This is a genomic window from Diplocloster hominis (assembly GCF_032380655.1).
GTDB lineage: Bacteria > Bacillota > Clostridia > Lachnospirales > Lachnospiraceae > Diplocloster > Diplocloster hominis.
In genome coordinates, this window is sequence record NZ_JAWDIY010000008.1 from 13,354 (window position 1) to 37,633 (window position 24,280).

Below are 24,280 nucleotides of genomic sequence, written 5' to 3' on the forward strand. Positions count from 1 at the left end.
CTACAACAAATAACATTCAAATATCCCAATAGTATCCCGAAGGCCCCCTAAGTTACAAAAAAGTGCATACTGGTATCCTCCGTCTGCCCGGTGTACTATAGAATAAACAAATAACAACGAAACGGGAGGATATGTGGATAATGAACGAAAAAGCAAAAAAATATGTGGATATGTTCCGAAAAGTGAAGATCGCCTCTGCGGCGACGGTTGATGGGGAGGGACATCCCCAGACACGGATCATCAACGTCATGATTGCCACAGATGACGGAATGTACATCGTTACTTCCAAGGGAAAACCCTTTTATAAGCAGCTGACGGACCGGGGGGAGGTAGCGCTGTCCGCCATGTGTCCGGACTGTCAGTCCCTTAAGTTCCTGGGTAAATGCAGGATCGTGGGAAAAGAATGGATCGACCGGGTATTTGAGGAAAACCCGGGTATGAACGAGGTATATCCGGGAGAGAGCAGGTATATTCTGGATGCATTCCATATCTATGAAGGACATGGAGAGTGGTTCGATCTGCTGAATTATCCCATTTCCAGGGAAAGCTTCGCTTACGGGGGGGAACAGATCGAGCACAATGGGTTCCGGATCAGCGGCAGATGTATCGGATGCGGAATCTGCACTCAGGTATGTCCGCAGAAAGCGATCCTGGAGGGAAAGATCTATGCCATCGCAGAGGAGCACTGCCTGCAGTGCGGGCTTTGTGTGGAGATGTGCCCGGCGGACGCGGTTGAGAGGCTGCATCCATGAGGGATATCGTGACCGATACATAGGGAGGAGCCGGCGGATGTTAGAATCGGCATCCGGAACAGAGACTCCCGGACCGGTGGAATACAATGAAAAAGCATTCGGAAAAGGCTTTAAGCTTTTACCGAATGCTTTATTTTCATCAAAGAAAGCTGCCAAGGCATCTATTTGTACTGTACGCCTGCACGGAAAACGTGCTTCGCACCGCCGCCATACATGATACTCAAATCCTTAGCCGGATTGCCATCAACCAGAATTACATCGGCGCACTTGCCGACCTTGATGCTGCCGGTAACATCATCAATACGGCAAAGCTTAGCGCTGTTGATGGTTGCCTGTTTGAGGATTTCAACATTATCCCAGCCGTATATTTCCTTGCGGATACGGAATTCTGCGCCAGGCTCGCGCAGATAAGAGTGAATCCCTATATCGGTGCCCCATCCGATCAGAACATCCCCACGCTTGTAGGCATGGCCGAGATGTTCCTTGATTTTTTCGATTAAAGCAGAGACCTTCGGGATTACACGTTTGCCGTAATCAGAATTGGGATCGGTATGTTCGATCAAATCAATGGTAATGGATAGTGTCGGGACAATACCACAGTTTGGTTTCGCCGCCAGGATATCCAGCGCGCGGTCATCGATAAAGCTGGCGTGCTCAATTGTTTCAACCCCTAGTTTGGCTGCCTGGTAGATTGCATCTGATCCATGGCAGTGGATCGCACAATAGGATTCTTTCTGTCTGGCAACATTGGTTGCCGCTATAATTTCATCATCTTCGAATAAGGGCAGCCCCGGATTACTGCCCGCACCCATCATAGAACCGCTTCCGTATAATTTAATAAAATCCACGCCATGCGCAAAATTCAAACGGCAGTACTTGCGCATTTCCATGGGACCGTCCACATTATAAGGCATCATATAACCAAAATCCTGCTCGGGCAGACTGCCTGCCTCTGTCGGGCACATCGTGATACCGCTGCACAGAATTCTCGGGCCGGCAAACATTCCGGCATTGATCGCATCACGGGTCGCCACAACTGAAAAAGCCTTATCCTCACCGCAGTCACGCACAGTCGTATAACCGAGGCCAAGCAACGTCTGCGCATAGTTTAAGGACTCAAATGCACGGGTACAATCACTGATAAAGCAACCCTCCGCAATGATATCCCGGATCGATGTCAAATGGATATGCGCATCGATCAGACCAGGCATGGCCGTCATACCATTCGCGTCTATCTCTTCCTCAACATCTTCAAAAGCAGTGCCGCAGGGAGCAATCTTTGCGATGACACCATCCCGAAACAGGAGGTCACCTGTTAACAAATCAGTTCCTTCCGTCAGTTCTCTGATAAAGTTACAATTACGGATAGCTACAACGCTCATATTTTTAATCCTCCTTAAATTAGATTTGTTTAAAGATGACACCATTTAAGACGCAGCGGCCTTCTCCTTTTTTGCCATGCGGTACATAATAAAACCAGCCGCAGAATTAAGAAGCATAGCGCCGATCATGATCGCGAAAACGTATATGTAACCATCGTTGCCTTTTCTGTCAAGTAATCCGCCTATAACCTTGGGAAGCCACAAATCTGAGCTGTATCCGATAACGGAGGCCAGTCCGATGATCGTCCCGATTAAATGCATCGGGGTACGTTTAAGTCCATAATATACGGTAGATTCGGAGCTATTGTTCAAGCGGAATGAGAAAATGACCAGCAGGCCCGTGATAACAGCGGGCAGAACCCACGCATTACTCTTGGGCAAAGCAAAAACGAGAACTGCTGTGAAAACGGCCATACCGGCTGTTGCCACCCAGACCAGCTTTGGGGTGGAGCCGCCCAGGACTTTATCACGCAGTGTACCGCCAACCGGAGCGGCAACGACCTTGACACCATAACGGGTAATAACTCCGAAAGCGGAGGCCAACGCGACCGGCAGTACATAAACACTGCTCAAATAAGGACTTAAATAAGTAAGACAGCTGGAAGCCATATAGGAACCCATCACCATACAGGCGGCAAGCCATGTAATGGGTTCTTTGAAACAGTCGACGATGGACTTCAGCGTGAACTTTTCACTCTTTGAGTTAACGGCCTGTGGATTCAGTGCTGCGTATTTTTTATAATCATAAAAGAAGATCAGTCCAATTCCCGTGAGAAAATAGACAGTGGACAGAACAATAATGACAATACTGAAACCGCCTTTTGTTCCGATACTGTTGCCCAGGACCGCCGTCAAACCAAGGGTGAGGACTGTGGTTAAAATTCCGTCGATCGTATTAGATGTACCAAACAATCGTCCCTGTTCCTCATTGGTCCCCATCATAGCGATGCACTTTGTATAAGAACTCCAATGCATACTGATGGGCAGTGCCAAAATAGCGAAGATAACTGTGGCAACACGATAACTCGGAAACGTCAATAGCGAAAAACCACATAAACCCGTTACAATACAGGAGACGGACAACAATATTTTCGGATTGACCAAATCGCTGAGCAGACCTCCGAAGAAAAGCAGGGGAGTGCCAACCAGAGCATATGCTGCCAATAACCCGCCCATTTGTTCATTGGTATAACCAAAGGCGGATTGGAAAGGCACATAAAAGATGACACACAGATATAAAATATTGTACATGCCGCAACTTGCCGCCATTAAACTTAACGGCAAAACTTTACCTTTTAAAGCAGATTTGTTTCCCATTTGAATCACCCCTCTTAGCTCATAAAATAGTTTGTCTTTGACTGCAGATCACTACTGTTCCTCCTGCACAGTGCGCTGCGTAAAAATTGCATTTGCAAAATATAAAATACAATTCATTGAATTGGATTTAATAATTAAAAAATACTAGTTTTTTTGGAATTTGTCAACTACTTTAAAGCATTCAAGTAAAATAAGATTGGCCATCACGGTAAATTGCGGCGAGTGGTGGGAGTATGAACCGGGAAGTCCTGCGGGAGACTGTCTCTTTCATAGGTTTTAAACTGTTTTTTGACAGCTATAATAGCGATAACGGCAACTGCGATCAGGGGCGCCCCCACTATAAGGGAAGCCGTTTGGATAACCTGAAGCCCGCCTACGACAGAAAGTCCAAGGGCCATTAACATCAGGATCAGGGACCAGAGTACCCGGTGCCAGCGGGCCGGCTCCTCTGTGCTGCGCAGGTTTTTGGTGCAGACGGATGCCAACATCATACTGGTGGAATCGATGGTGGTAGCAAGAAAAAGGAATAAAAGCACAACATATACAACCATCATAACCTCAGCCATCGGCAATGTTTCTAAAATGGCAACAATCGCCTTTTCCCGTCCCCCCTCAGCTAAAATACCGACAAGATCGACTTTTTTGCTGCGCTGTAAAAACAAGGAGTATCCTCCAAAAAGCGCAAAAGCGGACATACAACCCACACCGCCCCATATCGCCTCACCAAAAACTACCTGACGGATCGTACGGCCCCGGGATATTCGTGCGGTAAATAAAGCCATTACCGGAATAAAAGTGAGCATCCAGGCCCAGTAAAACACCGTCCAGTTCTGGGGGAAACCACTTTGCGTTATGGGATCTGTACCTAGAAGTAACATCCCCAGGTTGTCGATCATCAAACCGATGGAATTCATCTCAAGATTCAAAATGTCCAGCACAGGGCTAACCAGCACGATGACCACAATGAATGCAAACAGTGTATACATGTTAAACGTGCTTAACCTTTTAATCCCTTTATCCATGCCGAAGAATGTAGCTGAACCAAATACGACAAACCATGTTAATAAGATACCGACCGTGAGCCAGATGCTGATTTTGATCCCGGTCAGCCGGCATATGAGTGTCGCCACAATAGGGACTCCTAACCCTAAGGAAGTGGCATTGCCTCCCACCATACCGACGACTACAATGATATCAACCAACTTACCGAGTATTCCGTTTGTATGCTTGCCCAATACGGGCTCACAGGACGCACTGAGCCGCAGAGAAGGCTGTTTTTTGATATACAGGGTCCAGGCCACCGCAATCGTAGCGGGAACATAACACGCCCATCCCATAGGTCCCCATAAGAATTGACTGTACATATGTGCGAACTCATAAGCTTTGTCACTCATGGCTTCCACGTGAAAGGGAGGGGCCGAAAGAAAATATAAGGGTTCCACAAAAGACTGTACAATCAGACCGACGCCCAGACCGGCTGTAAACATCATGGCTGCCCAACTGGCTTCAGAGTACTGCTTTTTTTCCTCACCCAGCCGGATCCGGCCGAATCTTGATGTGCCAATCCATACAGCGGCCACACAGCAGACAACGAAAATCAAAAGGTATAACCAGCCAAAATCATAGGTAAGAAAAGTAAAAATCCAATTGACGGCGGATGCGGTTGCTTCCGGGATGACGATCATGCAGAGTATTGCTGCGATTAATACGATAATGGATGGAAAAAATACTGCCTTGTACAAACTGTTTTGTTTCATGAGATTATCCTTCCCCCTCAATTTAATAAATTAAGTTTAATGAATTGAATTTAATAATTATGATGCACTACTTTTGCAAATATTTCAATAACCAACGGTTGATTTATTGAAAAAAACAGTGGATAATGAAAAATATAGTAAATTGAATTCACTGAAATTAAGGAGGATAAATTATGAAACGTAAAGAACAGGCTGCCATCGCGAAAGAAAAGTTACTCACTACCGCGCAGAAATTAATATCTGAGAAGGGATATGACAAGATATCCATCTCAGATATCACCGATGCATGTGGTATGTCGGTTGGAAATTTCTATCACTATTTCAAATCCAAGGAGGAATTGATTATAGCGGTGGAGCGGGACCTCTATGACCGTAATCTGGAAAATGTACGCAAGTTACAGGGGAAGAGCATTATCGATCTGCTCACTTTCTATTTTACGAACAGCATGGATTATGCGGTCAACGTGTATGGGGTTAATTTTACCCGCCAGTGGTTCATTTACCACTTAAGCAATCCCACGACACTGCATGATCCTGCAAACAAAATCAATATCACGATTCAAGAAGTGAAAGAATGCCTGGAAAGCAGCCGGAGAAACGGGGAATTACGTAATGATGCACCGCTTGACATTCTGGCGGAAGATATCGTCTTGTCCACCTGGGGCGCACAATTTTATACTATTTTGACTGACGGGGAATTTGATCTGATTGCATGGAATGAGCGCTATTGTAAGACTGTTTTGAAACAGATTCTGGAGCCCTATTATGCAGTCGGGTGATGAGGTGTTTTTATGTATTATAAAAATTTGAACGGCAGACAGATCTCTGCACTGGGGTTTGGGCTCCTTCGGCTTCCCGTGCTGGAGGCGGCCCCTGATTGCGTTGACATGGAGCGGTCCCGTATGCTCATGGATCTTGCTATCAGCAACGGGGTAAACTATTTTGACACTGCCTATACCTATCTGAACGGAAATTCTGAGCGTGCGGTTGGTGAAATCCTGTCCGCTTATCCCCGGGAAAGTTATAACCTTGCCAGTAAGTTCTATGTGGCCGCGGGAATGCCGATCGACGAAGTGTTTGAAGAACAGCTTCGACGCTGCAAAACGGAATATTTTGATTTTTATCTCCTGCACGGCGTACAGGAACAATATCTGAGTGACTATATGAGTCCGGAAAAGGATTATCTCGGATATTTGAAGAAACAACAGAAGGCCGGCCGTATCCGCCATATCGGATTTTCTTCCCACATGGGGCCGGAGGCTTTGGAGCAATTTTTAGACTGGTATGATGAATTCGACATGGCCCTTATTCAGCTGAATTATGTGGACTGGACCATGCTGGAGGCAAAAAAACAATACGAGCTGCTGACGGCCCGCGGTATTCCTGTCTGGGTAATGGAACCGATGAAGGGAGGGCGTTTGTCCGTATTGGACCAGGATTCCGCCTCGATTCTGAGAGAAGCCGCGCCAGGACAGTCGGTTTCTTCATGGGGCTTCCGCTTTTTGCAGGGCCTGCCCAATGTGTACACGATTTTAAGCGGAATGTCCACCCTGGAACAGGTGAGGGATAATCTGAAAACGTTTGAATCCTGCAATCCTCTCAACCAAGAAGAAGCAGCAATTTTGGATAAAGCAAAATTAGTGTTTATGTCCCATCTGGGAGTTCCGTGTTCCTCCTGCCGTTATTGCTGCGATACCTGCCCTGCGGGGCTTGATATACCGCTGTTAATACGAAGATATAATGAAATGAGCACAAGCGGGGAAATATGGCGTGTAGGTATGTTTTCCAATACGAGAAATGCAGACGACTGCATCCAATGCGGTATCTGTTCAAAACGGTGTCCCCAGAAAATTGATATTCCCGCAGTGATGCGCCAACTGGGAGCCCAAGTGAATTATATTGGGAAATAAATCGTTAAATAGGTTAAACGTTAAATAAATGATTGACCCTCTACTAACTAGAGGGTTTATTTTATCAATAGAAAGGTACTTAATTAATAAGCCTCCGGTGGACTGCACATCGTAAGAATATCAGCAAAGAGGGGACAAAGTAGAATGAAAGTAGAACAACACGCGCACCAAAATGCGCATAATCCGCATATAAGACACAAAAAAAGTCCTGCTGGCCGCAGAAATGAGAATCTGCTGACAGAGGGCAACGTATTCCGGGTGCTGCTGTCATTTTCGGTACCGTTTCTGATCGCAAATGTTATCCAGGCGCTGTATGGGGCTGTGGATCTGATGGTGATCGGCTGGTACTGCCCGCCGGAGAGTGTGGCCGCGGTGTCGACAGGCACGCAGGTAACGCAGATTATTACCAGTATGGTGTCGGGCCTGACATTGGGCGGGACCATTCTGGTGGGAAAATATATAGGGATGAGAGATGAAAAAAGGGCGGAGCGCACCATCGGGACCACGCTGTCGGTATTCGCGGTGGTGGCGCTGGTTCTGACTGTGGTGATGCTGCTTCTTCGGGAACCGGTCCTGAGGGCTTTGAAGACACCGGCAGCGTCTTTTGAGCTGGCAAAGCGGTATGTGACCATCTGCTTTTTCGGTATTTTCTTTATCTGCGGGTATCATGCCATCAGCGCGATTCTGCGGGGATATGGGGATTCAAAACGGCCGATGTATTTCGCGGCGCTGTCCTGTGTGCTGAATATCATCGGGGATGTAGTGTTTGTAAAATACATGGGAATGGGAGTGGCGGGTACAGCCCTTTCCACGGTAGGTTCACAGGCGATCAGCATGATCTGCTCGATTCTATATCTGAACCGCAGGAAGTTTATCTTTACCTTCAGGCTGAAGAATTTCCGGATTGATCCGGATCTGGTGAGGGAACTGGCTGTTGTGGGGATTCCCATCTCTTTTCAGGAATGCATGGTGAGACTGTCATTTTTGTATCTGACATCTGTAACCAACAGGCTGGGGGTCAGCGCTGCTGCTGCTGTGGGGATCGCCAGTAAGTATGATGTGTTTGCCATGCTTCCCGCTACGTCACTGGCCAGCGCGCTGGCGGCGATTACCGCCCAGAATTATGGGGCTGGCAAATGGAAGCGGGCCAGGCAGTCCCTGATGGCGGCGGTCGGTTTCGCATTCCTTTCCTCGGCGCTTTTTTTCCTGTGGGCACAGATATCACCGCAGACGATGATCGGGGTGTTTCATTCAGATCCGGCTATTATTGAGGCGGGTGTCCCGTTCTTCCGGTCATGCAGTTATGACTATCTGGCGGTTTCCTTTGTGTTCTGCCTGAATGGGTATATGAACGGCAGATCAAAGACGGTGTTCACGATGGTGAGCTGCTGCTTTGGGGCGCTGGCGCTCAGGATGCCATTGATCCGGCTGGCGTATACTTACTGCCCGGAGAATCTGGCGGTGATCGGTGCGATCGCGCCTGCGGTATCGGGATTTATGGCAGTGTATACTATGGCGTTTGTGTTATGGCAGTTCCGCAAAGAACACCTTAATTCATCTGCTGAAAGACGTCATATATAGTATCATAATCTTTCTTATCCTTATCTGTCTGCTTGATATCCGTGTATTCAGACCAGTTCGCATCACCGCGCCCGAGAATATTATATGTGACGGCGGTTCCGGTGGAAGAATCGCTGGCTGATATCGAAGTCGTTCCGACGGTTACATAGCCCGCCGTATAGGTCTGGCGCAGAGAATTATAACGCAGGACTTTTACTTTATCCCCCGGTGATTTGGCGGAAATATCTTCTGTTGTCCAGTAGAACAGGTATCCGGTGCTGTACGCCTGCAGGGACCAGGTGCCCACATTTTGAAGCCCGGGGTCAAAACCCAGGTTCTTCAGGGCGGCCAGTACACTTTCATAGGCTTTTCCTGTCTGTGAGGAGGAGTCGATATTTTTGTTGCCTTTTATGTAGGACTGGATCAATGCGTCCAGCTCAGGATTGTTGGCCATGGCATAAGCCAGGGCTCCGGACATGTTAAAGTTATAGTTAACGTCATGCTTTTTACATGTGACCATGATATCGCCGTCGGAAGCCCGGGTCACATCATAGACCCCGCCCTGGGCACATTTGTAATCGGACTTTTTGGCAAGATCCTGCAGGCCGGCCACGTCCAGTTTCCCGCCCAGCTTTTCGTCGATCTCCACCAGATTCAGATCACGGCGAAGACTGGCCTTGTTGGCCTCGCAGGCGCGTTTGGCCGCCTTGTCAATATATCCGGTCAGTGTTGGTACCAGTAATGCGATAAGTATTACGATAATCACCAGCACGACTATCATTTCGGTTAGTGTGAAGCCGTCATTTTTTCTTTTCACGATCATGTATTCCCTCATCTTTTTATTTACATTTAAGGATTCCGATCCCCAGACGCCAGCAGGACGGATCATGCGTTCCCGCTGTTTATCTATACTGTTTTATATAAATTATAATTCAGAACAGTATAAATTTCCACGAAAAAATTACTAATTGAGACAGAAACTACCGGAAAATTCATGTATTTGACATGTCCGACGTGGTAAAATAAAGATTATGGAATCAGTCTGCGTTTCATATGATGTTATAAAGTATTTATGAACATATGAGTTAATGATACGAAAATTCGTTGAGGAGGCGATTGCTGTGTATTTTTGGACACCATTGTCAAAGATGCCGGGTGATGTAAAAGGTGTTCCGATTTTCAGCGCGGCGCATCTGACCTGGCTTATTATAGTCCTGCTTGGATGCTTTATCGCCTTATGTTTTTTCAAAAGACAGAACAGTGGCCGCCGGAGAAAGATACTGCGGCTGCTGGCCTGGATTCTGGTGCTGGGCTGTATCTTCCGGATCATACTCCGGATCGCTTGCGGAGCCTTTTCTGTGCGTTTTGATCTGCCGCTGCATCTTTGTGATGTCATGATGTTTGTGGAGTTCTATGCCGTATACAGCAAAAAAGAATTTCCCCGGGAGCTGGTGTTTGCCCTTGGGATGCCGGGGGCTTTGGCTGCGCTGATCACTCCGGGGGAGATCTATTATCCGTTTTTTAATATTTATTATCTTCTGTTTATTATGCTGCATGTACTGCTGTTTTTGATTCCGGTACTGATGCTGGCCGACGGATTTGTACCGCGGATCAGAAGGCTTCCGGGCTGTTTTGTCTTTCTGGCTGTGCTGGCTTTTGTGGACGCGGCGGTTAATCATCAGCTAAAGAGTAACTATCTGTTTATCAGCGAGGCCGCTGATGGATCGATTCTGGATGTGATTCAGGGGATATTCGGCCCCTGGTATCTGCCGGCAGCGGCTTTCACGGTGCTGCTGGTCTGGGGGATGCTGTATGGCGGAGTGTATCTTTGGCAGAGACGGCGCGGGAAATAATTAAATTTATATTCTCTGGACAGGCTTTGCAGCCTGTTCATCTGTTTTCTAATTAAAATTTATTTGAAACTTGTTCCATATCAGATTCTATTCGAGAGCGTGTAACCTTTCCCAAAGAATTCCCGGATACATTTTCTGCTTGTCACTTAAAAAAGTAAAAAAAGACACTTATTCTTAAATTTAATGCCTTTTGAAGGGAAAAAAGAAATGTTATCATTTTAAACAGAAAAAGACGAATAAATAGAAGAGAAGTATTCAAAATGTCAAACAGAATAATAAGTGTATTCCGGTCGGCAGCATTTGTTGTTTTTCTGATAGCATTTTTGTAGAAAGAGTTCGTCATATTTCATAAAATCCCCAAAACAAGTGATGGCCATCATCTGCAAGAGATACCAGAAAACTATATTCAGAAGGAGAAGGAAACATATGAAACGGATAGTATCATTCATTCTTATAGCAATTATGACATTTACCCTGGTTGCATGCGGCAGGCAGGAGGAACCGGCGGCAGGTGATACGGCACAGCCTGTGGATACCGCTGCTGCAGAGGGGGACAAAGACACAGCGGCTTCGACGCCCACGGGGGCGGAGGCGGATACAGCGAAAGCGGCAGTAGCGGAACACGTCAATTTGGCTCTGTCCTCAGATCCGGGCAGCCTGGCTCCCTGGGAACCCTCCTCAGATGGAAGAAAAATGTATGCGGAGATCTATGAGACCCTGTTTAACTATACCTCATTCGGCGGGGATTTCGTGGGTATCATCGGAAAGAGCTATGAACAGCTGGATGATTTTACATACCGGGTTTACCTCTATGATTACGTGAAGGATTCCGACGGCAGCGCCATCACCTCCGCAGATGTGGTGTGGAGCTACGAACAGTGTATCGCGGGAGGCGGTTATAATAACCGTGTCAAAGATATCTTAGACGTGGAAGCGGTGGATGACTACACGCTTGATTTTACCTACGCGCAGGTTCTGGATTATGCATCCTTCTGTGAATCTATGATGATCTATATCGTGGATAAAGAGACGTTTGAGAGTATCGGCGAAGAGAAGTACGCGCTGCATCCGGTCGCTACAGGACCTTATCTGGTGGATGATTATACGACGGGTTCCTTCTACAACCTGACTAAAAATGAGAATTACTGGCAGACAGAGGATAAGAGAAGCGTGATTCAACAGCAGAATTGCAATTCCATTACTTATAAGGTGATCAATGAGACTGCACAGTTGGCAATCGCTCTGGAGACCGGCGAAGTGGACATGGTTGCCGGTATTGATTCGGATAATATCGGATATTTCTACGATACCAGCAGCCAGGCGGCACTGGATGGGTGGTTCGTACAGTCTGAACTGAGTGTTCCCTGCTACTCTCTGGTACTCAATTGCAGTGATAAGAGCGTATTAAAAGATCAGAATCTGCGGCTGGCGATCCTGTATGCCATTGATAACGAAGCACTTTTGGCTACGGCAGTCAATGGAGAAGGGAAAGTGGAATATACGGACGGCGGACAGCAGTATTCCGGGTTCCAGCAGGCGATGGCGGATGCGGCCGCAGAAAACTGCTACAGCTGTGATCTGTCCAAATCCGCAGAATATCTGAAAGCAGCCGGTTATGAATCCGGTGAGCTGAAAATATCCCTGATGTGTGCTAATTTCACCCAGAATGTGGCGGTGATTCTACAGAGCCAGCTTCTGGCAGCTGGAATCAACGCGGAAATCAAAGCCTATGAACCTGCACTGTATGAGACCTATTGCACGCAGGACGACCAGTGGGATATGGTTCTAGCCTTTAAAGGGAAGAGCTCCGGGCTGCTGACCGACTACTGGGCGCATTTCCTGGCCACCAACAGTTACGGCCAGGCCAACATGATCAATGATGAGAAGCTGGCATCCCTCTATGCAAACAGCTTGAGCCAGGATGCGACGGATGAAGATATTCTGGCCTGCCACAACTATTTTACAGAAATGGGATATTTCTACGGCTTGTTCAACAATCAGGAATATATCGTGGGTAAAGCGGGTGTCACCAATTTCGTCACTTCCGGTCAGTACGGTATCATACCTGGCGCGTGCTCTTATTCATCGGAATTCAATCAATAAAAAACAGCTGGGTTAGAAAGAATAGGGCAGCGGCCGTACGATCACGACAGAAGGCAGAAGCAGCCGGAGCCGGTGGTTGTACGGCCGTTTGCTGTAAACGAGGTAGGATGCCATGATAAAATATGTGTTAAAAAGGCTTCTGTGGATGATACCGCTTATCTTAAGCGTAACGGTAGTCATATTTACGCTGATGTATTTCGTACCGGGTGATCCGGCCAGGATCGTGGCAGGTACGGATGCGGATGAGGAAGATGTGGAACTGATCAGGGAGAAGCTGGGACTGGATCAGCCATATATTGTCCGTCTGAAGGATTATGTGGAGGATGTATTTTTCCATTTTGATTTTGGAACGTCTATTACAAATGGTTCTTCGATTCAGAGTGCCCTGTTGGAGAGATTTCCCAGGACTCTGCTGCTGACGGTGAACAGCCTGGTACTGACGATACTGATCGGGATTCCGTTAGGGATTATCGCGGCGGTGAGCCCGAATACGTGGAAAGACCGGATCGCGATGTTCTTCTCACTGGTAGCTGTATCGATTCCGCCGTTCTGGCTGGCGCTGATGCTGGTAATTGTGTTTGCGCTGAATCTGGGGTGGCTGCCTATGATGGGGATCGGGAGCTTCAAATACTACATTTTGCCGACCATTGCGAATTCGGTGATCGGGATCGCCATGCAGGCGAGGCAGACCAGGTCTTCTATGCTGGAATCTTTGAATTCTGACTATATCGTGACCTGCCGGGCGAAAGGGCTCTCCAGAAAAGGGATTATTTTCCGTCACGCATTGCCCAATGCCAGTATACCAATTATAACGGAGATGTTTTTTACCCTGAGCGGTGGGATCGCGGGATCGCTGATTATCGAAAATGTATTCAGTATACCGGGGATCGGCGTGTATCTGGTCAATGCCCTGAACAGCCGCGATTATCCGGTGGTGCAGGGAACGGTTATTTTTATCGCGATCTGGGTGTGCCTGCTGAATCTGATTACGGATCTTGGATATGCTCTTGTGGATCCGCGTATCAAGGCCAGTTTCGCGGGAAGCTCTAAGAAACGGAACAGGAACAAAAAGGAGGTGGCCGTATGAGTGCAGGAGCAGCTGCCCTGTCTTTGCCGAATGAAAAGCGTAAGAAACATGAGGGAAGCTTGGCCGTCTTCTGGCGAAGATTCCGCAGACAAAAGATGGCTATGGTCTGCCTGGTCATTCTGCTAGTCATCCTGATTGCCTGTATTATGGCACCGCTGATTGCTCCGTACGGATATGAGGTGATGGATACCACAGCGATTAAACAGGGACCCTCCCTGAAGCACTTGTTCGGGACGGATGCCATGGGCCGGGATATATTTTCCCGCTGTCTGTACGGCGGCCGATACTCGATCGCCATTGGCCTGTTCTCCACCGCTATCGCGCTGGTGGTTGGCGTAATAATTGGCGCTATCGCCGCTTATTTCGGCGGAGTAGTGGATATGGTGATCACTCGGATTCTGGACCTGTTTTCCTCACTGCCCAGCATCCTTCTGTCATTGACGATCTCAGCGGTCCTGGGCGCAGGATTTACCAATCTGCTGATCGCACTGGCTGTAAGCTCCATTGTGATATATGCCCGGGAGATCCGCGCGAAGATGTTGTCTATACGGGAGATGGAGTATGTGGAGGCGGCAAAAGCTACGAACTGCAGCGTATTCCGGATTATGTTCTGCCATATCGTGCCGAACGCTATGACACCGGTGATCGTGGCGGCGACCATGGGAATCGCTTCTCAGATTCTGAACGCGGCGACGCTGGCTTATATCGGTCTCGGCGTACAGCCGCCAAGCCCCGAGTGGGGAGCCATGCTGGCTGATGCCAAGACTTATATCCGCCAATTTCCTTACATGCTGGTGGGGCCGGGGATACTGATCGTTGTCTGTGTGCTCTGCTTTAATATCATTGGTGACGGTATCCGGGATGCGATGGATCCAAAGCTGAAAAATTAACAGGAGGCCGGAGATGGAAAAATTAAAGCGATCCGAGCAGCTTCATGTGAAAGAAACTATTGAAACAAAAGATGAATTAACGGATCAGGATGCATTTTTAAAAATAAATAATCTTGTTGTGGAATACACGTCCGAAGGGGAAGTGATACATGCGGTAAATGACGTATCCCTGTCCCTTCGGCGGGGAAAGACGCTTGGGCTGGTGGGTGAGACCGGAGCAGGGAAGACCACCATCGCCAAGGCCGTCATGCGGATTCTGCCGGAGCGCTCATCCAGGGTGCCGGGCGGAGAGATTCAGCTGGATGGAAGAGAGATATTATCCCTGAATGAAAAGCAGATGCAGGAAATACGGGGAGAGCAGGTATCCATGATTTTCCAGGACCCTATGACTGCATTGGACCCGGTGAAAACGATGGGACAGCAGATCGCCGAAGTGGTGCGGCTGCACAATGATGTCGGTAAAAGAGAAGCGGCTGCCCGTGCGGAAGAGATGTTGGAACTAGTCGGGATACCTGCCGCCCGTGCGGGTGAGTATCCGCACCAGTTCTCGGGCGGCATGAAACAGCGCGTTGTGATCGCGATCGCGCTGGCCTGCCGGCCTGAGTTATTGCTGGCCGATGAACCTACTACTGCCCTGGATGTGACTATCCAGGCTCAGGTTCTGCGCATGATAAATGACTTAAAGCAGAAGCTGAACACCTCAATGATTCTGATTACCCATGACCTGGGAGTGGTGGCGCAGAACTGTGACGACGTATCGGTGATCTACGCAGGTGAGATCGTAGAAAGCGGCACGAAGGAGGATATCTTCGATCATCCCTCCCATCCGTATACGATCGGCCTGTTCGATGCTCTCCCGAAGTTGGACAGCTCTGCCAGCCGTTTAAAACCAATAGTCGGACTGCCTCCGGATCCTACGGATCTGCCGGCGGGCTGCCGGTTCCATCCCAGGTGCCCTCTGGCCACAGAAGCCTGCCGGCAGGAAAAAGTTCAGATGAGTGAACTCACACCAGGGCATTTCTGCCGCTGCAATGAGAGAAAGAGATAGGGGGGGAGTCAAATGTCAGCATTGCTGGAAACACAGAATTTAAAAAAATACTTTAAAACTTCCCGCGGACTGTTGCATGCGGTGGATGATGTCACCTTTACCATCCAAAAGGGAAAGACCATGGGAATTGTAGGGGAATCCGGCTGTGGAAAATCTACACTTGGCCGGACGCTGATTCATCTGCTGGAGAGCACCGGGGGAAGCATCCGATTCGAGGGAAAGGATATCACATCGGTCAGCCGCAGAGAATTAAAAAAGCTCCGGGAAGAGATGCAGATCATTTTCCAGGATCCGTTTTCCTCCCTGAATCCCCGCTATACGGTGGAGAAAACGATACAGGAGACGCTCAGACTGACCGGCCATTACAGCCAGACCCAGATTCCAAAGGAGACCGACCGGTTGATGGAGTTAGTGGGTATCGACCAACGCCTGAGAACATCCTATCCCCATGAGCTGGACGGGGGACGCAGACAGCGGGTCGTAATCGCCCGGGCGTTGGCGCCGAATCCCAAATTCATCGTATGTGATGAGCCGGTGAGCGCTCTGGATGTGTCCATACAGGCCCAGGTGCTGAACCTGCTGCAGGACCTGCAGGAGAGCATGGGACTTACTTATCTGTTCATCACTCACGATCTGTCGGTGGTGAAGCATATTTCCGACGACATCTGCGTCATGTATCTGGGTCAGCTGGTAGAGACCAGCCCTTCAGATGAGCTGTTCACCATGCCGCTGCACCCGTATACGAGAGCGCTGCTTTCCGCGATCCCCACGACGGATATTCACACTCCGATGGAAAACATACCTTTGGAAGGCGAACTGACTTCACCGGTAGATCCCAAACCCGGCTGCCGGTTCGCGGCCCGTTGCAAATACGTGAGCGAAGCCTGTAGTAAACCTCAGCAGCTGGAAGAATTAAGGCCAGGCCATTTCGTCAGCTGCTGCAGAGCCCGGGAACTAAACAAGTGATTGGGGACATGTCCAATTCGATCTGGGACATGTCCAAACTGAAATGGACATGTCCCAAATCGATTTGGACATGTCCCAAAACGTTAAATTGTGAAAGAAGGATAAATTTATGAACGAGTTTGATTTCCTGTCCCATGAGCAGCTTCGTAAACATCTGTACGTTGTACATGAAAGTTTTGAAAAGGGAAGCTGTTTTAATATATTTGTTGTAACAGGGGATGACAAGACAGCAGTGTTTGACGCTGGTTTCGGAGTAACGTGCGGGCTGCGCCGTTACATTGAGACATATATCACCGATAAAACCCCGATGGTCTGCTATACCACCCATGGAGACCTGGACCACATCGGAGGGGCAGCCTTATTTGATGAAGTGTACATGAACGAGCGGGAACTTCCGAAATTGGAATGGAATCTGAATGTAGACCGAAGATTCAGCGACCTGAAAATGTTCAGCCATAATAACCAGGAACTGATGGACTATTGCCGGAAACATTATGTTCACAATGAACAGCTGAAGACCAAAAATATAGAGGACGGTGACGAGATCGATCTGGGAAATGAAAAGCTGGAGGCAATAAAACTTCCCGGACATACCCCGGGATCACTGGCCTATTACAACAGAGCCGAAAACTATGCAATCATGGGAGATGCCGTACTGCGGACCAGCAGCTGGCAGAGATGCAGGGACTTACAGGAATGTCTGGACTGCTACACCAGATTCATCGAAATGGTGCCGGAAGATATCACGTTATACAGCAATCATGGTTACGAGACCCAGTCGATCCGGGAATGCCTTGAATTAAAGCAGGCATTTGAGGAAATCCTGGCCGGAGACACGCAGGAGGATGAGCCGTTTCAACTGATCTTCGAATATGTAGATCCGGAAGAATTGGAATATGATGTTCGCCAACACAAGTGTGGTTCCTATCAAGTGCCATACGATGCCAAAGTTCTTCCCCGAAATGCCTGAAACCGCGGCCAAGACCTTACCATCCGACTATAAAAGCCGTACCCTCATTTTGAGAAAGAATCCAGAAAGGATGACACATTATACTATGATAAATGATTTTACTTTCCTGTCCCATGAAAAACTGAGAGACCGTCTGTACCTGATCCGGGAATGCTACTTAAATCCGGAAAACATCTTTAACATCTATATTGTCCTGGGAGACCATAAGACCGGCATATTTGATACCGGCCTGGGAGTAACATCCGGTCTGCGCAGCTACATAGAACAGAACATTACCGCCAGTCATAACCCGATGTGTGCATACATGACGCATGTGGACCTGGATCACTCCGGAGGAGCCATGCTCTTCGACGAAGCCTACATGAACGAACGCGAACTGCCCAAACTGGCCTGGAACCTGAATGTAAAAAGGCGTCTAAGCGACCTGAGCGTGTTCTGCAAAAACAACCCGGATGTCTTAAAATACTGTGAAGAACACTATCTGCACAACGAAGACATAACCTTCCAAAATATCGATGACGGGGAAATAATCGATCTTGGCGGAGTAAAACTCGAAGTTATTAAACTCCCTGGGCATACCCCGGGCTCTCTGGTCTACTATAACAGAGCTGAAGATTATGTATTGGGCGGTGACGCGATCCAACTGCACAACACTTGCCAGCGCTGCCGGGATCTGAAGGAAAGCGTCTTTTACTACGAAAGGTTCATCGAGCGTATGCCGGAAGAGGTAACCATCTACACCGGCCATGAGAGGTATCCCCTTACCCTCGCGGCTGCCCGTGACATCCAAACCGGAATGCGGGAAATCCTGACAGGGCTGACTGCCAAAGACACTCCTTCGGGAATGCCTTTTCCCTGCATAGATCCGGAAGAGTTATCCTATGACGTAAAAGAACACAGATGTGGCCAGGTGAGCGTCGTATACGATGCCAATATCCTGAAAATAAAATAATACCGGACAGGAGAGTAGCAAAATGAAAATGTTTTATGAATTGCCAATGGCAAACCTAAGCGATGAAGAAATGTTTGAAAAAATGAGAATCCGGGAGCTGGTAGAATACGACCGTTACTGCTGCGATTATGGCCACAAACAGGAAGAAAGACAGCTCTGGCACGAAGACGGCCGGCTGTTCACCACCTGGTTCAAAGGCCCGGTAAGCGAATACCTGGGGAATCCTACCATCATGCCCAAGCCCTGGCCCCAGGGGGAACCCCATGAAATGCACGGCCACCGGATCAATAACACCGTAGTCTGGCTAAAGGGCAGCCGCGCCATCGCCGAAGTCCTCTGCTTCCTTAATTTCCGCTCCAAACTGGGTGTCGAGTGGATGGACTCCCAGTGCTGGTGCCGTATGCACTACCGTGTAGAAAAACGCGCCGGGAGATGGGGCATTCTCTACTTCGAAGGAATCTACGAAAAAGACCGTATGGACCCGGTATTCACCGACAGCACATTCCAGATCCCCAGGACCGAACTCACCAAATACCGTCCCATCAACTGGAACATGGCAATCAGACGCGACGCCTTTATGGGCGGCCTCAAAAACGCGGACCAGTGGGCCGGAGCGGACCGTCCGGAGACCCTGAACCGTCTCTATGAAGAAAGCTCCCGCTGGCTGACTGCAGAATAGAAATGACAGCGATCCGGAAGCAAAGATAAAAATACAGCAGTGTTTTTGGAGCAGCATAGTATAGCGGCATAGTATAAACAGTAGCATTTGAAGTTTGCACCCAGTCGTGATATGATCGAAGAAGCAAATATAAGGGGGATGAACTATGTGCGGGGCAATAGCAGCGAAGCTTAAGGTGGTAATCGCAGACGATGAGCAGCTCATCTGCAGTATGCTGGCCAAACTGATCAACTGGGATGAGCTGGGCCTCATGCTGACCGGACATGCCTACGACGGCGGGGAGCTACTGTCCCTGATCGAGTCGGAACAGCCGGATATCGTTATCACGGATATCTGCATGCCTCTGATGGACGGCCTGGACGTGATCCGGTTAGCGAAGCAGCGGGGCTACCCCTGCCGGTTTGTGGTGATCAGCGGATACCGTCAGTTTGATTATGCCTATAACGCGTTAAAATACGATGTAGCCGACTATCTCTTGAAGCCCATCGATGCTAAGGAATTAAACAGCGCGCTGGAGAAAATTTCTGAGGATCTTCGGGCGAACGGCGCGTCTTCCCAGGACAATACCGGGATGCTCCGCAGTTTTTTTATGAAAAAGGCGTTCTATGATGCGGAGACTTCGGATTTATCCATGGAAAGTCTGAACGGCACTTACAGCCTGAACTTCCGTACGGGACTGTTCCGGTTCTTACTGGTTAAAATCGACTATACGGATGATATCAAGGTGATCTATGATAATCTGTCCTCTCTGCAAAAGAAGGTAGAAGAGACCATGGACAGAATCTTCGGCCCTCTGTGCTACGACATTCTGTACGACCGGAAAACGGACCGGGTGGAAATCCTGCTGAATTATGAGAGGGAAAAAGACAGGGAAATCAGGCAGAATATGCCGGCGCTGCTGCTCCAGGTGAAAAATGTGACCGACCTCTTCTCAGGGCTGTACGTAACCGTGGGAATCGGGGATGAATATCCGGAGCTGGCCGGGGCCATATGTTCCCGGGATGAAGCGCAGAAAGCGATCTGGGCCCGCATGGTGCTGGGGTTTCAGAAGGTGATCTTTTTCGGTGAGACGAAGGACTCTTCCCAGTCACTGTATCAGGATAAGATGAAAAAGCTGGCCGCAGAGATCCGGCATTCTTTCGAGACGCTGAATGTCACGGAATTTCGCCGCTTCACCGGGGAACTCTTCGCATTGCCAAAGCATATTCTGGGGGGAGCTACCGCCTATGAGTCGTTAAAAGATCTGAAAAATGCATTTTTCGATATCAATGAAAAATTGATCGATGGGTTCGCGGATGTGAATATCCTGGCTAAGGAGACGGCCTATGAGCTGATGATGGCTTACACGATGGAAAAATACGCGGCGGCGTTTCAGGAGAAGTTTTCGAGCATTATGGAGGATATTATGGAGCATACCCATACCCAGAATGCCCGGCCTATCCGGCAGGCCGTCACATATATTGAAGAACATTATAAGGAGCACATCAGTCTGGAGATCGTGGCAAACGAAGTGACGTTAAGCCCGGTCTATTTCTCAGGCATGTTCAAACGGGAAGTGGGACAGAATTTCTCAGAATATGTCACGGATTATCGGATCAGGAAAGCAAAAGACCTGTTAAAGCGAAGTAATCTGAGCATCCTGGAGATCTCAGACGCAGTGGGTTTCAAGGATCCGAAATATTTCAGCAAGATTTTTAAAAAAGCCGCCGGAATCACGCCGGCGGAGTACCGGAAAATCTACGGTTGAGGTGTTGCATGTGAAAAAATGGAGGATTCTTACCGAAGAACGTCTGGAGCAGATCATCCAGGAACGGTTAGCGCAGGCTTCCAGAGAGGCCACCAGAAATTATGAGAGGGATATTCTGATGAAGCAGGCCAGCATTCAGACCCTTCAGAATCAGATCAATCCGCATTTTCTTTACAATGCCCTGGAGTGCATCCGGGGACAGGCACTGATCGACGGGTCGGAAGACATAGCGGCGATCACTCAGGCGCTGTCGCATTTTTTCCGCTACAGTATCAGCGGGAAGAGCGATCTGGTTACATTAAAGGATGAACTGGAAAATGTAAACAGCTATATTTCCATCCAGAAGTTCCGGTTCCGGGACCGTTTCCGTTACCGGATGGTGATGGAGGAAGAAGATGAGCTCCTGCTGGACGCGGTGCTGCCGAAGCTCACGTTACAGCCGGTGGTGGAGAACGCGATTATACATGGATTTTCACAGGTTACCGCTGGGGGGGAATTGAAAATCAGGATTCAGAAGATCGACCGGCATGTCAGCGTAGTGGTTTCGGATAATGGACGGGGAATGGATGCGGAAACACTGGAAAGGTTTACGGACCGTATTCGTGCCGATGTTCTTCCGGCGGGGGAGAAGGAGCGGCGGACAGGTATCGGAATGCAGAACGTGGACCGAAGAATCAAGCTATATTTCGGAGAGGAATACGGACTGGGAATCAACAGCTGCCCGGGCATGGGGACTGATGTGGAGCTGTTCTTTCCCTTTTGCCTGTCGGTACAGAATCTATGAGAAGAGAATTGTTCCGCGCCAGAGAAATTGTATATATGCAGGATGACAGACCGGTACTGGACGGTTTGAACCTGAATGTGTTTCAAGGCGAGAGCCTGGGCATTTTCAGTGTCTCAAAATCCATACGGAACGCGTTGGTACAGGTATTGGTGAATCGGATTGCTCCGGCTTCCGGTATCCTTTTCCTGAATGGTGTTCCGCATACGCGCATTACGAGAGAGACAGAATCCCTGTCCGTGATCCGGATACTGCCTAGAAGTTCCCTGGTGTCGGCACGCACGGTATGGGAAAATATTCTGGTTATCCGCAGGCGGCGCCATTTTTCTTTCCTGATGAACCCGGCAGTCATGAGAAAGCAGGCACAGAGCCTGCTGGATGAATATGGGCTGCAGATCGATGCGGGATGTCTGGCGGGCGGGCTTACACCGGCCCAACACTATATGGTGGAGATCCTGAAGGCCTATGTGATGGGAGCTCAGATCATACTGATCGATGAGTTCCCGTTTAACTTTACCGCGGATGAGTATCGTAAGATCCGCCAGCTGATGAAACTAATCCAGGACAACGGAATCTCATTTCTCGTCATCAGCAGCCACATGGAGGCCATCAAGGCTACCACGGACAGGATCGCCTTCCTGTCCCGGGGGAAAGTGCTCCGCATATTTTGTAATATCCCGGAGCAGCTGGACCGGATCAACCGTATGGTCAGCGTGCTGCTGCCGTCTACACCGGTGGAAAAGAACCCTGTAGAGGCGGTGAAAAAAGAGAGGGTCTGTCAGGTGAGCTTCGACACCTATACGGGACAGCCTCTGGAGGTCGAACTGTATCGGGGAGAGATAACGATAGTGATCGACCTTACCAGAACATCCTTAAAAGCCCTGAGCGGGGACGGGGACGTAGCCAACGGTTCCGTTTCCGTGAATTTCAACAGAACGGCCGGTGATAACAGGAACGGCCATGTGCGCCCGCATGTTCTGGCCATGAGCTTTGGCGGTCATGACCAGCTGGCGGCAGGCCTTGCGCCGGCGGACAATCTGTGCATGGGTGTATACCGGCGTTTCTCCACTCTGGGAGTGATCAAGCCGCGCCGGATCCGCAGCGTAAAACAGGAATTTTCCGAGTGGTATGAAAATGAACGGGTTATGGAGCAGCCGGACAGCAGGGAGTTGTCCAGACGTGCCAAGGCTGCGATTGTTGTATACAGAATGATGCTGCGGCGTCCTGACGTGCTGATCGGACGGATCGTCAGCACGAACAGGGATGTCTATACATACCAGATCGTCCGGAAAGGGTTATTGGATCTGTCGGCTGGCGGGGCAGCGGTATGCCTGCTGCTGTCCGGGACGGAGTTACTGGAGGATTTCGCAGACCGCTATATCATGATTACGGAAAATGGAATTCATTATAACGTTCCCTATGAGAGAACGGCAGATATGGATGGAGGGGTGTCATGGTCCGCAGAGAAGGAAATTTAAAGGTTTTTCCGGGAAAGCGATTGCATAATCTCTATATATTCGGCTTATATGGGCTAATCATGCTGATGTTTACCATGCTGTCCCCGGATTTCCTGGAGGGTTACAGCCTCGGGAAAATCATCTGGCGCAATACCTATGTAGTGATTATGACCATCGGGCTTTCCTTTGTGATGGCCGGCGGCTGGATCGATTTTTCTGCGGGATATCAGATCTCGCTGGTGTCGGTGCTGGCGGGGCGGCTGCTTAGCGCAGGGGTACATCCGGCCATCGTGGTTCTGCTGAGTCTGCTGGCGGGACTTTTCTGCGGGCTGCTGAATGGTTTCCTGACGGCGGTGCTGGGGCTGGCCCCGTTCGCTGCGACCTTTGCCACGCAGGTGATTTTCAAAGGGATCTCTTATACCATATCATCCGGCAGTGTGTTTTCGAATCTGCCCGCCTCCTTCCGTGTGCTGACACAGACGAAGATACTGGGGATCCATACCGATATCTGGATCGCAGGCTTGTGTCTGCTGGTTGCCGCATTTGTCTTTGCATTCACGTATCTGGGCCGCTATATCAAGGCGATCGGGGAAAATGAGGAGGCGGTGTGGCAGTCGAATGTCAATGTGGCTCTGGTGAAAATGATTTGTTTTCTCATCAGCAGCTTTTTCTGTGCGCTGGCCGCACTGATCATGATTTCCCAATATGGGAGAGCTACGTCCTACAATGGTTCCGGTATGGAGATCTTCGGCATTACTGCGGTGTATTTAAGCGGCGCTGTGAAATCGCAGGCGTCGAAAACCGGCAGCGGTTACCATGCCTGGCGTCTGGTGATGGGAGTACTGATTCTGGAAACCATCGAGACAGGGATGAAATTGATGGGGTGGAATCAGTTTATTCAGTATATCGTAATGGGCGGGATTCTGGCCTGGGCGTTTATGAGATCCGGATATTTCAGCAGGAATGTGCGCAGACAGTATGACGCGGGACATTCGCTGCTGGGCAGGGGCAGGAGAAAAGGATAAGGAGGATCCTGGGAAAGCTTCTCATCGATACGGCTGCCCGCCGG

21 protein-coding genes are annotated in these 24,280 nt (G+C 49.1%); 17 read left to right on the forward strand and 4 right to left on the reverse strand.

Annotated elements, in window-relative coordinates; genetic code table 11:
- Nucleotides 1-140 precede the first annotated feature (140 nt).
- Complete coding sequence (locus ABC831_RS09205; RefSeq protein ID WP_343247851.1) at nucleotides 141-752, forward strand: 4Fe-4S binding protein; 612 nt, start codon at nucleotides 141-143, stop codon at nucleotides 750-752.
- Nucleotides 753-913: 161 nt separating this feature from the next.
- Here the strand turns inward: ABC831_RS09205 and ABC831_RS09210 are convergent, their stop codons facing one another.
- The 3 genes from ABC831_RS09210 to ABC831_RS09220 form a co-directional block, all read right to left on the reverse strand.
- Complete coding sequence (locus tag ABC831_RS09210) at nucleotides 914-2,134, reverse strand: amidohydrolase family protein (protein WP_343247852.1); 1,221 nt, start codon at nucleotides 2,132-2,134, stop codon at nucleotides 914-916.
- Nucleotides 2,135-2,179: 45 nt separating this feature from the next.
- Complete coding sequence (locus ABC831_RS09215; RefSeq protein WP_343247982.1) at nucleotides 2,180-3,451, reverse strand: MFS transporter; 1,272 nt, start codon at nucleotides 3,449-3,451, stop codon at nucleotides 2,180-2,182.
- A gap of 203 nt (nucleotides 3,452-3,654) precedes the next feature.
- Entirely contained in the window at nucleotides 3,655-5,208 is a 1,554-nt protein-coding gene (locus ABC831_RS09220; protein WP_343247853.1) for a BCCT family transporter, read from the reverse strand.
- Nucleotides 5,209-5,381: 173 nt separating this feature from the next.
- Here ABC831_RS09220 and ABC831_RS09225 point away from each other — a divergent pair, with 173 nt between their 5' ends.
- The 3 genes from ABC831_RS09225 to ABC831_RS09235 all read left to right on the forward strand — a co-directional run bounded on the left by ABC831_RS09225 (nucleotide 5,382) and on the right by ABC831_RS09235 (nucleotide 8,699).
- Nucleotides 5,382-5,987: a TetR/AcrR family transcriptional regulator gene (locus tag ABC831_RS09225; RefSeq protein WP_343247854.1), complete on the forward strand. Its 606-nt coding sequence runs from the start codon at nucleotides 5,382-5,384 to the stop codon at nucleotides 5,985-5,987.
- 12 nt (nucleotides 5,988-5,999) lie between these two features.
- Nucleotides 6,000-7,118, forward strand: coding sequence for an aldo/keto reductase (locus ABC831_RS09230; protein ID WP_343247855.1), 1,119 nt, complete (start codon nucleotides 6,000-6,002; stop codon nucleotides 7,116-7,118).
- Nucleotides 7,119-7,262: 144 nt separating this feature from the next.
- A complete protein-coding gene (locus ABC831_RS09235) occupies nucleotides 7,263-8,699 on the forward strand; it encodes an MATE family efflux transporter (RefSeq protein WP_343247856.1) in 1,437 nt (478 codons plus the stop codon).
- On the opposite strand, the gene ABC831_RS09240 is transcribed toward ABC831_RS09235, so the two are convergent.
- Nucleotides 8,668-9,501 carry a prepilin-type N-terminal cleavage/methylation domain-containing protein gene (locus ABC831_RS09240; protein ID WP_343247857.1) on the reverse strand — a complete coding sequence of 278 codons (834 nt, stop codon included), beginning with the start codon at nucleotides 9,499-9,501 and terminating at the stop codon, nucleotides 8,668-8,670. The two genes, ABC831_RS09235 and ABC831_RS09240, sit on opposite strands and share 32 nt — an antisense overlap.
- 298 nt (nucleotides 9,502-9,799) lie before the next feature.
- On the opposite strand from ABC831_RS09240, the gene ABC831_RS09245 reads away from it, so the two are divergent.
- From ABC831_RS09245 to ABC831_RS09305, 13 genes are all read left to right on the forward strand, one after another.
- A complete protein-coding gene (locus ABC831_RS09245; RefSeq protein ID WP_343247858.1) occupies nucleotides 9,800-10,531 on the forward strand; it encodes a TMEM164-related integral membrane acyltransferase in 732 nt (243 codons plus the stop codon).
- Nucleotides 10,532-10,957: 426 nt separating this feature from the next.
- Nucleotides 10,958-12,634 carry an ABC transporter substrate-binding protein gene (locus ABC831_RS09250; protein WP_343247859.1) on the forward strand — a complete coding sequence of 559 codons (1,677 nt, stop codon included), beginning with the start codon at nucleotides 10,958-10,960 and terminating at the stop codon, nucleotides 12,632-12,634.
- A 112-nt stretch (nucleotides 12,635-12,746) separates the two neighbouring features.
- A complete protein-coding gene (locus tag ABC831_RS09255; RefSeq protein ID WP_343247860.1) occupies nucleotides 12,747-13,721 on the forward strand; it encodes an ABC transporter permease in 975 nt (324 codons plus the stop codon).
- On the forward strand, nucleotides 13,718-14,611 hold the full coding sequence (locus ABC831_RS09260) for an ABC transporter permease (RefSeq protein ID WP_343247861.1): 894 nt from the start codon (nucleotides 13,718-13,720) through the stop codon (nucleotides 14,609-14,611). Before ABC831_RS09255 ends, ABC831_RS09260 begins: the two co-directional genes overlap by 4 nt.
- A 13-nt stretch (nucleotides 14,612-14,624) precedes the next feature.
- Nucleotides 14,625-15,659, forward strand: a complete 1,035-nt coding sequence (locus ABC831_RS09265) for an ABC transporter ATP-binding protein (protein ID WP_343247862.1) — start codon at nucleotides 14,625-14,627, stop codon at nucleotides 15,657-15,659.
- Nucleotides 15,660-15,671: 12 nt separating this feature from the next.
- Nucleotides 15,672-16,625 carry an ABC transporter ATP-binding protein gene (locus ABC831_RS09270; RefSeq protein ID WP_343247863.1) on the forward strand — a complete coding sequence of 318 codons (954 nt, stop codon included), beginning with the start codon at nucleotides 15,672-15,674 and terminating at the stop codon, nucleotides 16,623-16,625.
- Between the two features lie 109 nt (nucleotides 16,626-16,734).
- Nucleotides 16,735-17,595 (forward strand): MBL fold metallo-hydrolase, encoded by an 861-nt coding sequence (locus tag ABC831_RS09275; protein ID WP_343247864.1) that lies wholly within the window; start codon nucleotides 16,735-16,737, stop codon nucleotides 17,593-17,595.
- An 85-nt stretch (nucleotides 17,596-17,680) separates the two neighbouring features.
- Nucleotides 17,681-18,547: an MBL fold metallo-hydrolase gene (locus tag ABC831_RS09280; RefSeq protein ID WP_343247865.1), complete on the forward strand. Its 867-nt coding sequence runs from the start codon at nucleotides 17,681-17,683 to the stop codon at nucleotides 18,545-18,547.
- A 22-nt stretch (nucleotides 18,548-18,569) separates the two neighbouring features.
- Complete coding sequence (locus tag ABC831_RS09285; protein ID WP_343247866.1) at nucleotides 18,570-19,226, forward strand: nuclear transport factor 2 family protein; 657 nt, start codon at nucleotides 18,570-18,572, stop codon at nucleotides 19,224-19,226.
- A 145-nt stretch (nucleotides 19,227-19,371) separates the two neighbouring features.
- The gene (locus tag ABC831_RS09290; protein ID WP_343247867.1) at nucleotides 19,372-20,973 is read left to right on the forward strand and encodes a response regulator; all 1,602 of its coding nucleotides are present in this window, start codon (nucleotides 19,372-19,374) and stop codon (nucleotides 20,971-20,973) included.
- Nucleotides 20,974-20,983: 10 nt separating this feature from the next.
- Complete coding sequence (locus tag ABC831_RS09295) at nucleotides 20,984-21,757, forward strand: sensor histidine kinase (protein WP_343247868.1); 774 nt, start codon at nucleotides 20,984-20,986, stop codon at nucleotides 21,755-21,757.
- Nucleotides 21,754-23,232, forward strand: a complete 1,479-nt coding sequence (locus ABC831_RS09300) for an ATP-binding cassette domain-containing protein (RefSeq protein WP_343247869.1) — start codon at nucleotides 21,754-21,756, stop codon at nucleotides 23,230-23,232. Before ABC831_RS09295 ends, ABC831_RS09300 begins: the two co-directional genes overlap by 4 nt.
- 20 nt (nucleotides 23,233-23,252) lie before the next feature.
- Nucleotides 23,253-24,236, forward strand: a complete 984-nt coding sequence (locus ABC831_RS09305; protein ID WP_343247870.1) for an ABC transporter permease — start codon at nucleotides 23,253-23,255, stop codon at nucleotides 24,234-24,236.
- Nucleotides 24,237-24,280: the final 44 nt, after the last annotated feature.